General features: G+C 37.9%; 18 protein-coding genes and 1 tRNA gene. 9 read left to right on the plus strand and 10 right to left on the minus strand.

Annotated features, from left to right (window positions below; all coding sequences use genetic code 11):
* Positions 1-55 precede the first annotated feature (55 nt).
* Positions 56-1381: a short-chain fatty acid transporter gene (locus IHV11_RS10160; RefSeq protein ID WP_197194521.1), complete on the plus strand. Its 1326-nt coding sequence runs from the start codon at positions 56-58 to the stop codon at positions 1379-1381.
* A gap of 70 nt (positions 1382-1451) precedes the next feature.
* Here the strand turns inward: IHV11_RS10160 and IHV11_RS10165 are convergent.
* Both IHV11_RS10165 and IHV11_RS10170 read right to left on the minus strand, forming a co-directional pair.
* Positions 1452-1527 (minus strand) — tRNA-Val (locus IHV11_RS10165).
* A 141-nt stretch (positions 1528-1668) separates the two neighbouring features.
* Positions 1669-2037: a hypothetical protein gene (locus IHV11_RS10170; protein ID WP_197194522.1), complete on the minus strand. Its 369-nt coding sequence runs from the start codon at positions 2035-2037 to the stop codon at positions 1669-1671.
* A gap of 242 nt (positions 2038-2279) precedes the next feature.
* Here IHV11_RS10170 and IHV11_RS10175 point away from each other — a divergent pair, with 242 nt between their 5' ends.
* The gene (locus IHV11_RS10175) at positions 2280-2933 is read left to right on the plus strand and encodes a hypothetical protein (protein WP_197194523.1); all 654 of its coding nucleotides are present in this window, start codon (positions 2280-2282) and stop codon (positions 2931-2933) included.
* A 53-nt stretch (positions 2934-2986) separates the two neighbouring features.
* Here IHV11_RS10175 and IHV11_RS10180 read toward each other — a convergent pair whose 3' ends face one another.
* Complete coding sequence (locus tag IHV11_RS10180; RefSeq protein ID WP_197194524.1) at positions 2987-3544, minus strand: phosphatidylglycerophosphatase A family protein; 558 nt, start codon at positions 3542-3544, stop codon at positions 2987-2989.
* 141 nt (positions 3545-3685) lie between these two features.
* Between IHV11_RS10180 and IHV11_RS10185 the strand changes: the two genes are divergently transcribed.
* From IHV11_RS10185 to IHV11_RS10200, 4 genes are all read left to right on the plus strand, one after another.
* Positions 3686-4417, plus strand: a complete 732-nt coding sequence (locus IHV11_RS10185) for an alpha/beta hydrolase (RefSeq protein ID WP_197194525.1) — start codon at positions 3686-3688, stop codon at positions 4415-4417.
* Positions 4418-4476: 59 nt separating this feature from the next.
* Positions 4477-4992 carry a YjcG family protein gene (locus IHV11_RS10190; RefSeq protein WP_197127570.1) on the plus strand — a complete coding sequence of 172 codons (516 nt, stop codon included), beginning with the start codon at positions 4477-4479 and terminating at the stop codon, positions 4990-4992.
* Positions 4993-4997: 5 nt separating this feature from the next.
* Positions 4998-5432 (plus strand): GNAT family N-acetyltransferase, encoded by a 435-nt coding sequence (locus IHV11_RS10195; protein ID WP_197194526.1) that lies wholly within the window; start codon positions 4998-5000, stop codon positions 5430-5432.
* An 82-nt stretch (positions 5433-5514) separates the two neighbouring features.
* Entirely contained in the window at positions 5515-6210 is a 696-nt protein-coding gene (locus IHV11_RS10200) for a YetF domain-containing protein (protein ID WP_197194527.1), read from the plus strand.
* On the opposite strand, the gene IHV11_RS10205 is transcribed toward IHV11_RS10200, so the two are convergent.
* The 5 genes from IHV11_RS10205 to IHV11_RS10225 all read right to left on the minus strand — a co-directional run bounded on the left by IHV11_RS10205 (position 6182) and on the right by IHV11_RS10225 (position 10082).
* Positions 6182-7096 carry an MBL fold metallo-hydrolase gene (locus IHV11_RS10205; protein WP_197194528.1) on the minus strand — a complete coding sequence of 305 codons (915 nt, stop codon included), beginning with the start codon at positions 7094-7096 and terminating at the stop codon, positions 6182-6184. The genes IHV11_RS10200 and IHV11_RS10205 overlap by 29 nt on opposite strands.
* Positions 7097-7140: 44 nt before the next feature.
* On the minus strand, positions 7141-7368 hold the full coding sequence (locus tag IHV11_RS10210) for a hypothetical protein (protein ID WP_197194529.1): 228 nt from the start codon (positions 7366-7368) through the stop codon (positions 7141-7143).
* Positions 7369-7496: 128 nt separating this feature from the next.
* Positions 7497-7874, minus strand: a complete 378-nt coding sequence (locus IHV11_RS10215; RefSeq protein WP_197194530.1) for a hypothetical protein — start codon at positions 7872-7874, stop codon at positions 7497-7499.
* Between the two features lie 63 nt (positions 7875-7937).
* Entirely contained in the window at positions 7938-8828 is an 891-nt protein-coding gene (locus IHV11_RS10220) for a hypothetical protein (RefSeq protein WP_197194531.1), read from the minus strand.
* 135 nt (positions 8829-8963) lie between these two features.
* A complete protein-coding gene (locus IHV11_RS10225) occupies positions 8964-10082 on the minus strand; it encodes a hypothetical protein (protein WP_197191245.1) in 1119 nt (372 codons plus the stop codon).
* 120 nt (positions 10083-10202) lie between these two features.
* Here IHV11_RS10225 and IHV11_RS10230 point away from each other — a divergent pair, with 120 nt between their 5' ends.
* Entirely contained in the window at positions 10203-11177 is a 975-nt protein-coding gene (locus tag IHV11_RS10230; RefSeq protein ID WP_197194532.1) for a hypothetical protein, read from the plus strand.
* Positions 11178-11227: 50 nt separating this feature from the next.
* Positions 11228-11380, plus strand: a complete 153-nt coding sequence (locus tag IHV11_RS10235; protein WP_153238649.1) for a hypothetical protein — start codon at positions 11228-11230, stop codon at positions 11378-11380.
* Positions 11381-11412: 32 nt separating this feature from the next.
* Here IHV11_RS10235 and cysC read toward each other — a convergent pair whose 3' ends face one another.
* Together cysC and sat are read right to left on the minus strand one after the other, a co-directional pair.
* Complete coding sequence (cysC, locus tag IHV11_RS10240) at positions 11413-12018, minus strand: adenylyl-sulfate kinase (protein WP_255547336.1); 606 nt, start codon at positions 12016-12018, stop codon at positions 11413-11415.
* A 21-nt stretch (positions 12019-12039) separates the two neighbouring features.
* Positions 12040-13170, minus strand: coding sequence for a sulfate adenylyltransferase (gene sat, locus IHV11_RS10245; RefSeq protein WP_197194534.1), 1131 nt, complete (start codon positions 13168-13170; stop codon positions 12040-12042).
* Positions 13171-13523: 353 nt separating this feature from the next.
* Between sat and IHV11_RS10250 the strand changes: the two genes are divergently transcribed.
* Entirely contained in the window at positions 13524-14852 is a 1329-nt protein-coding gene (locus IHV11_RS10250; protein WP_197194535.1) for a glycosyltransferase family 2 protein, read from the plus strand.
* Positions 14853-14857 lie beyond the last annotated feature (5 nt).

A 14857-nucleotide genomic window follows, 5' to 3' on the forward strand; every position in this document is an offset into this window, starting at 1 on the left:
TGTACTTGAAATACATACTATTCAAATATCATTTATGAGGAGAGGAAGAAGAAATTTGAGACTTTTAATTTCATTTTCAAACAGATTAATGCAAAGGTATATGCCCGATCCTTTTCTGTTGGTCATCTTACTGACATTCTTCGTATGTGGTTTAGCACTATTTGCTACAGATAGCACCCCTGTGCAAATCGTTAATTATTGGGGTACAGGTTTTTGGAGTTTATTAACGTTTTCCATGCAGATGGTGTTAATATTAGTGACCGGCCACGTTATGGCAAGCTCCCCGCTATTTAAAAAACTATTAGGTTACTTAGCAAAAATCCCAAAAACACCTGGACAAGCTATCATACTCGTAACGTTAGTCGCGCTCGTCGCATGCTGGATCAATTGGGGGTTCGGACTTATAATAGGTGCTCTATTCGCAAAAGAAATTGCGATGAAAGTAAAAGGTGTCGACTACCGGTTATTAATCGCAAGTGCTTATAGTGGTTTTATCATATGGTGTGGAGGTCTATCAGGATCGGTTGTTTTAACAATCGCTACACCGGGACACTTTACCGAAAACATTATGGGAGTTGTTCCGACGAGTGAGACAATCTTTTCATCGTTCAACTTAATTATCCTAGCTGGCTTATTCATAATGGTACCGCTCATTAACAGATTAATGGTTCCTCCTGTTGAAAAAGCGTTTGTAATCGATCCCGCTTTGTTAGAGGACAAGCAATCACATGAGGCAGCAAGTAAAGAAGAAACACTTCAAACACCTGCTGATCGACTTGAAAATAGTCAGTTATTATCTATTCTCATAGGGCTATTAGGAATCTCATACCTAGTCTATTATTTCACGAAAAATGGAATTAGCTTAAATCTAGATATCGTAAACTTTTTATTCCTTTTTATCGGTATCATCTTACATAAAACACCGCTGTTATTTTTGAAAGCGGTTACGGACGCTGTGAAAAATGCGAGCGGAATTATTATTCAGTTCCCTTTTTATGCAGGACTAATGGGAATCGTAACTTCATCGGGACTAGTGGCGGTCCTATCCAATATGCTTATTTCCTTTTCAAACGAACATACTTTTCATTTATTTACTTTATGGAGTGCTGGCCTCGTTAACTTTTTTGTTCCGTCTGGCGGTGGGCAATGGGCGGTTCAAGGACCTGTTATGTTAGAAGCAGCACAAAACTTAGGCGTTTCGTTATCAAGAACGGCTATGGCTGTAGCTTGGGGTGATGCATGGACAAACATGATCCAGCCATTCTATGCGCTTCCTGCTTTAGCTATTGCTGGATTAAAAGCAAAAGACATTATGGGATACGGTCTTGTTATGATGATCATTACAGGGGTCTTTATCTCTGGCGTGTTTTTGTTGCTATAACACATTAAAATCCAACAAAAAAAGCATCAAAAAAACCTCCTTATCGCTAAGGAGGTTTGCTTATTATGTATGGTGACTCGAGAGGGGTTCGAACCCCCGACCTCTACCCTGTCAAGGTAGCGCTCTCCCAGCTGAGCTATCGAATCAATGCCTTTGTCTAACAAAAATTATTATATATGCTTTTTACGAGTTTTGACAACACTTTTCTTCTAATTCTGTAAAAAACCAATGATGTCTTCAGCTTTTCTTATGTAAACACCGGGAAAGAATCCCGGCTGAATCAACGATTAGTTAAACGTACCTGCAGCAAGATCGCCGTCTTGAACACAAGTTACTGCTATGATGTCTTTACAGTTAACCAATAGATTACGAGTAGCTGTTCCCGTTGCCGTAGTTACTTCATAGGAAAGCACTACACAGCACTTTGTGTGTTCAAAACGTACAAATCTAAACAATGTAGGATCTGTCGTCCCGTTCAAGCTTAATGGTCCAATTCCTTTTAAAACGATAACAAGAAAGTTGTTTATGTTTTGGCTGCAAAAATCAATGTCATCGGATAGATCACGAAAGAAATCACAAACACAGCTGTCACACCCGCTTGTGTGATCATGCTTTGAACATTTTTCTTTTCCGTGGAATAATGAGTCACCCATCATTACTGACCTCCCATCCATTTTTGAAATAAATCAATCTGTATACCAGATACTAAATAGCATATTAATTTATTTCAAAAATGATAGGATACTAGCCTATTAATCAATAAATATGCGTTTACCTATGTTAAACGCAAGATAATACACCACACACTTTCGTTCTTAATTAATAGATTATAGTATGGAATCTTTATAATGAGCATCGTCTTGCTATAAAAGTTTGTTCCGGCAAGGAGGTGAATCATATGGCGATCATCCAAAGCCGCACGCTAAGGAGCAGAATCATTTCTCTAGCCAGTGAAAATCTAGTAGATGTTTACATCACGGGTAATGCGGTAACGCCTTTTTTTAGTGTTTCAATTAGAGAAGTTGGTGGTAATTTTTTTCGTGTTAGTAATGGAACGACTATAAACGCTCTAATTAACTTGTTTGCGGTGGGAAGCATCGATAACGCAATAGGCGCTGGGATCACTCCTGAAGTAAACAGTACTGATTTTAGAACTCGCGTAATTGATTTTGCCAGAGTATTCACTGTGGATATTTATGTTCCTGGTTTGGCAGCCCCATTCCTTACAAATGTAACCATTAGAGAAGTTGGCTCGGATTATATCCGAGTGACTAGCGCGACTGTTGACCGATATATTCCGTTTACAACTATTGCTGCTATAGATCAAAATTTAATCTTGGTTTTAACAAATACCCCAACAGTTACAAGTCGTACCATTCGATCAGTCCTTATTACACTAGCAAATGGAGATGTAGTTGTAGATTTAATCGTAGCTGGAAGAGTGTTTCTTAATGTCCAGATTGATGAAGTACAATCAGATTACGCACGGATTAATAATACTGCCCAAACAAAATTCCCACTATTAGATATTGTTTCTGTCGATATATTTTAATTGATAACAATATAAAAACACGCCCAACCTTTAGGCGTGTTTTTGCTTGGTATTTAACCAATCTTCTCTTCCTCATCACGAATCTTAATCTCTTCATAATCAAGACGCTCCTGCTTATCTCGGAGTCTGTGTGCGAGTCGACTGGAGGCGTTCGCTGCAATGCTTGCAACAAGGTCATCCAAGAATGTATGCACTTTTCCATTCGCAATCTTTGTATCTAGTTTTTGAATAATTCCCATCTTAAATTTATCTAGGTGTCCAAACGTTGTAACAGCTATAGAGCCATATCCGAAAACCGCACCCAGTGCGATGGTTTCATCTACCCCAAACAATCCTTCATCTTGTTCAACGATACTTTGTAGTGGTTCAGATAACTTTCTTTGTTCCGCAAGTATATCAAGTTCTACTCCGACTAGAATAGCATGCTGAATCTCACGCTTCATGAGAACAGCATCGACGCTTTCTATACACTCTTCTTTCGTTAAGCCAGGTGAAAATGGGATCTGCATTTCATATACGATCTCAGCGATTTCAGGAATTGTGACGCCTCTTTCATTCAACAGCCTTCTAGCCGCTGCTTCAACTTCTCGACTGTGCACTCTATTATTCAACAGACTTCACCTCTTCTTAATGTTCGATCTCTTATGGCAAAACGATTTGATTCTTTCATTATATCATTATGTGATACAATAAAACGAGTTGAATGAAAACGCTTATAATTTAAAGATCAGTCAGCACAGGAGGTACTTTTTATGGCCATACTTAAAGGTTCTATTACAGATGATAAAATATACAGCAACTACTTGGATGAGGAGATTGACTTGCTCATCTACCTGCCTTCTAAGTTTACTCCACTCGTTAAATACCCTATTCTAATCGCACAAGATGGCAGAGACTACTTTCAGTTAGGAAAGTTGGCGAAAACCGCCGATCGGCTAATGGAAGAAGAAAATTTACAGAGCTGTATCATTGTTGGTGTAAATCATAAAGGAATCGAAGATCGAAAAGCAAAATATGACCCCACAGGAGAGAAGCACGAGAATTACATCCGATTCATGGCTTTTGAACTTACCTCTTATCTTAATGAGAAGTTTAACACGCTCCAACTTGGTGCAGGCATGGGCTTAATCGGAGATTCTCTAGGTGGTTACATAGCATTTAAGCTGAGTATTCTGTATCCGAATACGTTCGGGAAAGTGATTGTACAATCTCCTTATGTTCCAGAGAGCCTTATTGAAACCGTTGAATCCATAGAACATATGCAAACGTTAACCATCTACCACTCTATAGGTGATGAAGAAGAACAGTTTACGAATCCTGAAGGAATTACCAAAGATTTCTTAACTCCAAACAGACAGCTGAGTAAGCTTTTAAACAATTTAGCTCTCGATTATGAATACGCTGAGTTTCAAGGAAATCATCTCTGGGTAAATTGGCAGAAAGACCTAATTCCCGCTTTAAGGTTTCTTTACAGCGACCAGTAACTGTGGGAAATAAATAGAATATTTGGTATACTAGTTTAAAATATGAGGGAGGAAGAAATATGAAATACGGCATTGCAATTTTTCCATCAAAAAATCTACAAGATAAAGTGAATTCCTACCGAAAGCGTTATGATCCGCATTATGCCCTTATCGCACCTCATATCACACTTAAGGAGCCTTATGAGGCAACAGAGGAAGAAATTCAAGAACATATCTCTTATATTTCTTCTGTTGCAAAGAACATAGACCCGTTTTCAATCATGATTAATAAAGTAGGATCTTTCCATCCTGTTAATAATGTTATCTTTTTAAAGGTGAATGAAGCTGAAGAGATAAAATCGCTGCATGAGCAGTTATATTCCGGTCCACTCGAACATCAGCAGCCCTACAACTTTGTACCGCACTTAACACTCGGACAAAAGCTGTCGGATGAAGAGCATTCAGACGTTTTAGAACGTTTGCGTATGATTGATATTGAACATGAAGAACGTATCGATCGTTTTCAACTGCTCTATCAACTTGATAACGGCTCATGGACAGTCTATGAAACATTTCGACTTGGAAAAGGAGTTTAATTAGATTGATTAAGACGTATACAACGAGCGAACAAGGATTTCAAGATGCTTTAACTGTAAGAAAAGATGTTTTTGTTAGCGAGCAGCAGATTGATGAAAAAGAAGAAATCGACAACAACGAAGATGTCTCCCTGCATTTCGTTCTTTACGATGGAGATAAACCAATAGGTGCGGCAAGGCTTCGTGAAGTGAACGGAGAGGGAAAAGTAGAACGAGTTTGTATATTGTCTTCACATCGTAAAAAAGGATTAGGTGAAGAACTGATGAACGCTATGGAAACAGCAGCCATCGAACGTTCTTTACCGAGCCTTATATTATATGCACAAACACAAGCAGAAGACTTTTACAAAAAACTAGGGTACCTTACAACATCAAAGGAACCCTTCCTGGATGCTAACATCCCGCATGTAGCTATGAAAAAAGCATTGAAATCGTCATGACGATTTCAATGCTTTTTTGTTTATTACGATCTAATCTCGTCAAAACTGTACAATAAAACGTACGTTGAGGAGACTAAGGTTGATGAACATTCATGTTGGACAATTGACAACCGAATTAATCGTAGGGTTTATCGCCCTTTTTTTGTTAACAAAAGTTTTAGGAAAAACGCAAATTTCTCAGATAACACCTTTTGATTTTATATCGTCTATTTTTTTGGGTGAATTAGTTGGTAATGCTATGTATGATGATGAGACTTCTATATTCGTTATTTTGTATGCTATTGTAATCTGGGGTTCTATGGTCTATGTAGTTGAAATTATATCTCAGAAATTTAAAGGAACGCGAAAATTTCTGGAAGGCGCACCTACTATCGTTATTCGTAACGGACTGATCGATCGAGACATGCTCAAAAAGAGCAAGCTCGATATCAACCAACTTCAAAACTTAGTCAGACAAAAAGGATTTTTCGGTTTAAGAGAAGTTGAATATGCCATATTAGAATCTAATGGATCTTTAAGCATATTGCCTAAGTATCAATATGGGCCACCAAACAGACAGGATTTGAACCTGCGATCTGAAGAACAGCCTGAACTCCCTGTAACTCTCATACTAGACGGTGAGCTTAATCATGATAACCTTTCAACAGCGGGACTTTCACAAAGCGAACTTTATGAGCTGCTACAGCAACAAGGCTACTCCAATGTGGAAGGTATTGTTTATGCAGAATTCTCAGAAGGTGAACTGTTAGTCATGCCATGTACGAAGCCGAAAAAATAACAGGCACTCCGTTTGTAATCTTATATGCTACACTTCCCTCCTCTAGCAATTGAATAATATGTGCAGAGATTGCCGTTCGAAACAATGAATAAGCTCCTAAGTTAGGAGGGTCCACTTCATAATTTTTTAGCATGACAGCAACTAAATTCTCTAATGATATTCCAGATCTGCTTGATTGTTTGATCTCCTCATGTACTTTCGCAGTGATGGTTTCGTGTATAAGTAAGTTGTCTTTAATAACTTCCTGGTATCTGGTAACAAAACTTCCATGTCCAGGGACCATACCTTCCACTTCAATTTCTTTAAGTTTTTGTAATGTCTCTATATTCTGACGTGCGTCAACTATAAAAGGAATCTTATGCTTTGCAAGTACATCTATACCTAAAAAAGCATCTGCAGCATATAAAATACCGCGGAACAAGATGCCATGTTGATTATAACTATGACCTGGAAGATGAATTAAGTGAACTTCTGGAAATCGTTCTATATATCCTTCCGAGCAAATTTCATCAACACGTATAGCTGGTGCTTCTAAAAATTTGTTCCGCATTTCCTTTAGCGGGTAATTTCCATGAGATAAGTAGATCGGTTCTAGTACAGGATTCCTCATAATTGCTTCTTCTAGAGCAGGGGCGATTGTATGTACATCATAGTTTTGTTGTATGTACAAAGCTCCTCCAAAATGGTCTGCATGTGCATGAGTAATAAATAGATGAGTTAACGGAAGCTTTTCTTTTTGAAGTTGCTTTATCACTTTTTTGGCTGCTGATGTTTCCAGACCAGCATCTATTAACATTCCTTTGCTTTTATCATTATTTACAATATACCCTATGTTAACAGCACCCTTGAAGTAATAACAGTCAGTCGAAAGTTCAATAAATTCCACTATAAAACCTCCAAGTCATATGTTATGAACAAAAAAAGAAACCATCAGATGGTTTCGTTAATTATATTCCCTTTGCCTTCCATTTCACTTAAAATCTGATCAAAAGAACGCTTTTCTTCAAATGTCAATCTCTTCTTGTGCTGAAATGAACGTACATCATCATTTTGAATTGGAGGAACACTAGCAACAACAGGCAATCCTCTCTCAGCTTTTTCCATCCGACTAGCATATTGCATCTGCTGAATTGGTAGGTACGGCAAGATATACCCCATCGATATCCTCTCCTTTATCATTACTTCTATATTTCTTACCCTATTCCTTCTAATTCTATGTTTTCTAAGTGTAATACTAAAAAAAAGAGCACTCTGTTGAGAGTACTCTAAAGAAACATTTGGATTGCTTACACCCAAGGATCATAGTGGCAGCTATTGCTTGAGCTTGAGCTGGAACTTGAGCTTGAGCTAGAAGAAGATTCATGTTTTGAAGAAGATTCATGCTTTGAGCTAGATTCATGTTTATGACTAGATTCATGTTTATGACTAGATTCATGTTTATGACTAGATTCATGTTTATGACTAGATTCATGTTTAGAAGATGACTCATGTTTGTGGCTAGACTCATGTTTATGACTAGACTCCCATTTGCTAGAGCTTGATTCGCACTCTACCTTCTTTTCATGAATAATAACTTTATCTGCTTTAATGATTACTTTATCAGCATAAACCTTCTTATGTTTTTTATGCTTCTTCTTCCTTTTACAATAATAACAATCTTCCATGTTACAACCTCCTCGTATAGTACATCATATGCAAGTCTGACGAGTTGGTTATAGGCTGTCTCACTAAAAATTAATAGCTATATGATTAACTGCTTTTGTTCGATAGTTTTGTTTATGAAAATAAACGAACGCTTCTACCGTAATGTTTTCATCAATACCACTCTTAAATGGAATCTGGAAATCATCCAAAGCGAGTTTGTCACCACTTTTAAATGTGGTTTCACGTAGTGGACAGATCCACATCTCTCCACGTTCTTTTGCTTTTTCCGCCCACTCATTATCCATATACATCCAAATAGACTGCGTCATCTCTTCCTGTGAGGGTGACGCGATCAACGATATAATTTTTCCTTTTAATGCGCAAGCTTCAGCAGGTTGGAATCTGAAACAAATATAAGGATTTTCCAACGTTTCTGTTCCAGTGTTTTCGATAAAGAAGGAACCTCTAATAAAGCCCTTCTTATCTTTTGTAAAAATTACCGAATAGTCGAAATAACATGCACTATTCAAGCCTTCTTTTTTCTGTGGTTCTGATTTACTATTATCTGAATCAAGCTCTTCAAAAACCGGTTCAGAAGTGCGGTTAATGTTAATTCGCTTTTCCATACTTTTTATGCGCTGTTGATACAGATCGATCTGTTGGTCTTTATCGTTCATTTCATCTTGTATGCTCTTCAACAATTCTTCGTAACTCTGCATCCTTTTTTCCATCTCATGTTCTTCTAGCCGTTTTAATTTCCTTGTGAGGTCTTCGACTTGTTTTCTTAGTCCTTGAAGTTCTTTTTCATTCTCTTCAATTATTTTAAGTGATCGATCATTGTTCGTCTCATTTTCGAGTCGTTCAATGGTTTCTTCAGCAAAGACGAGCTTTTTCTCAAGATCAAGTGCTTTGTCCTTGTAATAGTCCACCCTAGAAACGAGCCGCTCATAACTTAATTTATCCTTCGTCCCCATGCATCTTCCCCCTTGCATAATTAGGCTCTTTCCCTATTGTATGTAAGCTACAATTATTCGTTCACCTTTTTTTCATAAACAAGAAAGACCTGCAGGCAAATCGCCTCAGGTCTTTCTGTTCTTCAGATCCATTAATTATTGGTGTTGAAGGCAGTTTTCTATAGCGATTTCTCCAGAATCTGCTTTTACAACACCTGTAGTAAATACTTTAGTTCCTGCTCTGTCAATAAGTTCTACCTCAAATTGATTTCCATGCTCTGTCTCAACAATAGCCAGGTTAAACTGATACTGTTCTCCTGAAGCGTCCATTATTCCTCTTCCTGAAACAGTCAATCTTAGTCCACCAGCATACTCATCACAGCTAAGTGTTTCTTGTGTGAATTCTGTAGCTGTATATCCTGTATCGTTTAGAGATAATTGGAATCTGCTTCCTGACAGGTTGTAATTCGGACAGATTTCAACGGATATCGTTGCCCTGCCAGTTTCTGTTGCTCCATCCTCTTCACACGTTAATCCGCTAGCAGTTCCTCGTGATCTACACAGGCAGCCTGGCCTGGGATATATGTCCGGGCATTGTTGTGGGAACACTACCTCTGGACACATTTCTCCCTCGCTTTCCTCTGCATTTAGGTCATTTTCACGAGGCGAGCAGAACTTCGCCAATACCTCTAATTTAACTTCTGCTTCAACTTGGATATCAACGCAGAATGTAATGTCTACAACGAATGAAGTTGGTGATGGACTATTCAACAACACAGTCCCTGTTGGGATTCGAGCAAAGATTTTAGTGATTCGGCAGTATAAGTCTGTTCCATCTGGATAACACAAGACGAAAGATTCAAATACTGATGCATTAACCAACTGTTCTACAACGATTACTCCGTTACGGTCTACAACTTGAACTTTGATATCTGTTGTAAAGAGTAGCTCTACAAGCTGTGCTTCAGCAAAACCTCCGTTAAGCGCTACTGTAACATCTCTCTTATCTCCAACTTGCTCGCATAGATATAGTTCAGGGCATGCTGCCGCTTCAGTTGTTTCACCTGTTAGCGGGAATGCTGGAGGAGTTTTAGGTACTTTCGTAACCAATCTTAACGGTCGGCGTGAAGGATCATCCAATGCTTCTTCTATAGCTGCGATTTGTTCAGGAGTAAAAGAAACGGTCTTTCTTACGTTTAGTGTATCAGTCACCCAGTCGTAAACTTTCTGAACGCGGATACACTCATCCTGCAAGTGTTTATGATTATTTCCCATTGTTTCCCTTCCTTTCCTCATCATGATCTGAAGATTCCATACATACTATGGAAATAGAGTGGGTTATGACACAAGAACGAAAGCCTATTTTTATAGATAAGCGTTAAGGAGGAAGCTATCATGAGACCAATCTGGTATCAAGATCAGAAGGTATGTGAGTTATCATCCATAGAATATGAGGCTTTATGTCTTTTATTGCCTTATTGGGGATTGCAGATCTCCGAGGACGGAGAAACCATTACAGGAGCTCTTTCTACATTTATGTTTGGTATACAAGGGCTATCACAAAAGAGAGTTAAAGAACTTGATAAGCTTTTAAGCCATACAGGAATTAGAGTTACAACAGATGATCATGTAAAATGTGACCATCGTTTTTATGTGGATTTCCATAGTGGTCATCCAATGCCACTTGCTCTGAATACACCTGAAAAGCAACTGTATTATCTAAATCCTTCTCCCTCGTTCAGGTTGCCCGTTCAAGCCGGCATACACAAAGGAATAACATTAAAAAGAAAAGATGGACCTCTCTTCTTAGCTGTTCAACCTTCATATGAAGAGCAGATTGTAGAGTGGATCAGCTATTTAGTCATACAAACCTTTTTACGTGTTTCATTTGAATCTCTTTCATCTGTATCAGAAGCAACTTTCTTTTCATGCGCAAACAAAATCTTAAAGCCTATTAATTCACATTTTGCAGCTGTTCAAATTCCGGTAAAGGAAGAAATTGAAGAAAGACCAAATGTAGAAGTTAAGCTAAAGTCCTCCCCTTCTTCTCCTGTACAAAACAAGAGGGAAGATCTTTTTTATGAGGCAAATGAACAAAAGCCTGTTAATAGAAGATTAGATGCACCAAAAGCAACTGTTCCCCAAATTCGACCCTTTTCATCTGCTGGTTCGCTCATCACCAACCAGATTCCAAAACCCTATGAGCAAAGTAAAGTTTTATCAAGAAATGCAAGTCCAATCAGTCCTTTTAAATCAAACAGCCCTACTGAAAAAACGATCCAACCTTTTAATAAGAATACTGCTGAATCAAAGAGAACTTCAGTCATTCGTCCATTTCAACCAAATAAGAACACCCCGTCCTCAGATTGAGAATATAATGGCATTGCGCCAAGATATTCAATTAAGAGGAGAGATTAGAAGTGAATAAAGAGGATTTACAAAAGCTTTATGCTGAGATCAAAACAAAGAAACTGAACAATGCAGGGAAGAACCAATCTCTAATTAACCCCCCTGTAAAAAAAGGCTGCAGTTCTTGCGGCAAAGTAACATGGAAACCTAATAAATCTAACTAAAAAGCTGTCACCCTAGGGTGCAGCTTTTGCCTTTAAGAAATATATTGATTTACCTCCAAATATTTTATGATTTGTTCGGCACATTCTTTTACTTCCAGGTGATCTGTTTTTACAGTAATTTCAGGAGAAACTGGTGCTTCATACGGATCAGAGATACCCGTAAAATTAGTAATCAATCCTTCTCTTACCTTCTTATATAGCCCTTTTGGATCTCGTTTCTCACATTCTATAAGACTGCAATCTATATAGACTTCAACAAATTCTTCTCTCGACAACAAACTTCTAACAGCATCTCGATCTGCAGCAATAGGAGAAATAGCTGCAACTAAAACAATCGATCCGCCTTCTACAAATAACTTTGTAACTTCTCCGACTCTCCTGATGTTTTCTGTTCTTGCTTCTTTTGAGAAAGTTAGATCTCGATTTAATCCGTGTCTTACATTATCTCCATCAAGCAACATGGTACTGTACTGTCTTTGGTATAACATTTTCTCAACTTCGGAAGCTATCGTTGATTTTCCAGAACCCGATAGACCTGTAAACCAAAGCACAAAGCTCTTATGACCATGAAGTTTCTGTCTCATTTCCTTGGTCACATTATGCTGTTGCCATGTTATATTCTTATCTTCTTGACTCAAATCTTTAGCCTCCATACCTTTTTATTTAGCATAATAATTCCGTAATATTGAAATGACTTCACTCCTGCTAAAATTAGTTGGAATCGGCTCGTTATTTTTTAGCATTTCTCTTACTTTCGTTCCTGATAAAGTAAGTCTGTCCATTTCGTCATGTGGACACGTTTTAATCGTGGCCATAGCTCCACATTTCGTGCAATAAAAACTATTCTCGAAGAATATAGGTGTTATTCCTATCTCCTCCAGATCAAACTCTGCAAAAATATGCTGCGCATCATAAGGACCATAAAAATTTCCGACACCAGCATGATCTCTTCCTATTATAATGTGGCTGCATCCATAATTCTTTCTTATGATGGAATGAAAGATCGCCTCACGTGGACCCGCATATCTCATCGATCCAGGAAACGCACTCAACAGGACACGATTTTTCGGGTAATAATGTTGGAGAAGCGTTTCATAAGACTCCATCCTAACTTCTGCAGGTATGTCATCTTGTTTTGTCTCCCCTACTAAAGGATGTAATAAAAGCCCGTCCATCTGTTCAAGCGCTGTTTTTTGTAAATATTCGTGTGCACGATGAATGGGATTTCTCGTTTGGAAACCAACGATTTTTTCCCAACCATTCTTATTAAATTGTTCCCTTGTCTCTTTAGGGTCTAAATAATAAGATGAACCAACTTTTCGAGGAGGTTTGTTCACCAAAGTAACTTTTCCCCCTACGTACCAGCTTCCTCTATTCATCACATTGCGTACCCCTGGATGCGTTTGATCCTCCGTACGATAGACATGCCTAAATTCTAGAAGTTTGTCAGGTTTGAAGATATCTGTGATTTCTATTTTTCCATAAATCATATTTTCATATTTCAGTAAAGCTTCATGTTGTTTTTTTAATTGTTTAGCTTTGTCTTCAGTAACAGGTAACGTTATTGGAACACTCCAAGGAAGTCCGTTAGTTAGCCTCATATGACGTACTACAGCTTCGTATTCTCCTTTGTTCATAAAAGAATCAAGAGGACTAAATGCACCGTTAGCAAGACATTCTAAATCAGATAAACTGATTGGATCTAACTCAATTTTAATTAGGTTTTGATTGTAATCGACGTTAGTAAACTGTCGATTGACTAAACTTCCACCATGAGGAAGAAGGAGCATCGATTTCACCTCAACTATTCATTCATTAGCCATTGCTAATCATTACTAGTGTATGAAGGTTAGACAAGTTCTGTGAGTAAAATCATTTACACTACAAATGAAATTTCTCATTACGCCTTAATTTTTGTACTTCCCTGATAAGTTGATTGACGTGTAAGGTGCGAGACTCCTGAAACGGAAAACAACTACATTCAAGAGCACTTCAGCATGTAGACATCATTTATTTTAGAAGCAGTCTAAACAGAAAATTTATTTACCAAAATAACCAGTCCCATTCTTGTATAAATGAATAGAATGCTTGTATCGCACTATGACATTAAATCATAGAGTAATTGAACTTAGGAGGAACTTTAGTGAAAGTAGGCGTAGTACTCCCTGTATATCACCAGGAAAGGGAGTATATTTTTGAATGTATACAATCGATGGAAAGACAAACTTTTCGTGATTATAAACTTGTAATCGTTCTTGACGGACCTAATGATGAAACGGTCACCGCAATAAAAGAAGCTAGTAAACTTTTAACCATTCCATATGAGATCGTTGATCGAAAGGTGAATCTTGGAATTTCTCCTACTTTAAATGAGGGCTTTGAACTTGTTAAAGATTGTCCTTATCTGACATGGATCTCAAGTGATAACAGACATGATCCAAACTTTTTAGAGCGGTTAGTCGATACGATGGATCAAGCTCCAAAGGAAACCGTATTGGTGTATTCATTTTATAGGCGGATTGATCAACATGGTACACCGATCACTTATACAAAAGCATGGTACGAATATGTTGAGCATTTTATGACGAGGAAACGAGAAGAAATTTTCCAGAATTGTTTTATTGGAGCATCTTTCATGTTTACGAGTGAAGCTTTTTCAAAAGCTGGAGGCTATCGGGTAGATTTCCCTAACGTACAAGACCATGATTTTTGGATTCGTTTGCTTCAGCATGGCGATTTTGTACTGCTCCGGGAATATATTATGGAATATCGTTTTAATGGACGATTTGCACTTACAACAAACATCCCACCCGAACAGCTGACGATGGAAAGTATGGCTAGCAGTATCGATATACAAAAAAGTCTCGGAAAGGTACCAAAAGTAAGTGTTGTCCTCTATTCACACAATCATGTGAAAACAATCGATCTTGCATTGAACAGCATTCTTCAACAAACGTTGAGCGATTTTCAGATTGTTATTGTGGATGATGGTTCGACCGATTTCACTCCTGATTCAATTCATAGAACACACGACTTTAGAATGATTCCATTATTGCTAAATCATCGCGGAAAAGCGGAAACCATTGAAATTGCTCTTGATTATTGCATTGGAGAGTATGTTCTTTTTATGACAGGTGAAGACTGGCTTGATCCACAAGCGCTAGAGCAGATGGTGTTAAAAATGGAATCCTTACCGTCAGAAACAGATCTGTTGGTAACGAATCATAAAATTTGGTACGACCGTCGAGGACGTTTGACTTCAGGAGCAATTATTAGAGGTACTCGGTATGGTAAATCCTCGTTAAACGAAACCATTCAACCATACGCCGTTTTGTATCGATTAAGATCTCTTCATAAAAGTTTGAGTGGCGTCTCAAACAATCAAGTTGAGACTCACTTTTATAGCCAGCATATTAAACCTGGAAATACACATTGGATGAATATGGCTCTATACCATAAGCGAATGAAATAAATAGA

Origin of the sequence: Fictibacillus sp. 26RED30 (assembly GCF_015903845.1) — a bacterium.
Classification (GTDB): domain Bacteria; phylum Bacillota; class Bacilli; order Bacillales; family Fictibacillaceae; genus Fictibacillus; species Fictibacillus phosphorivorans.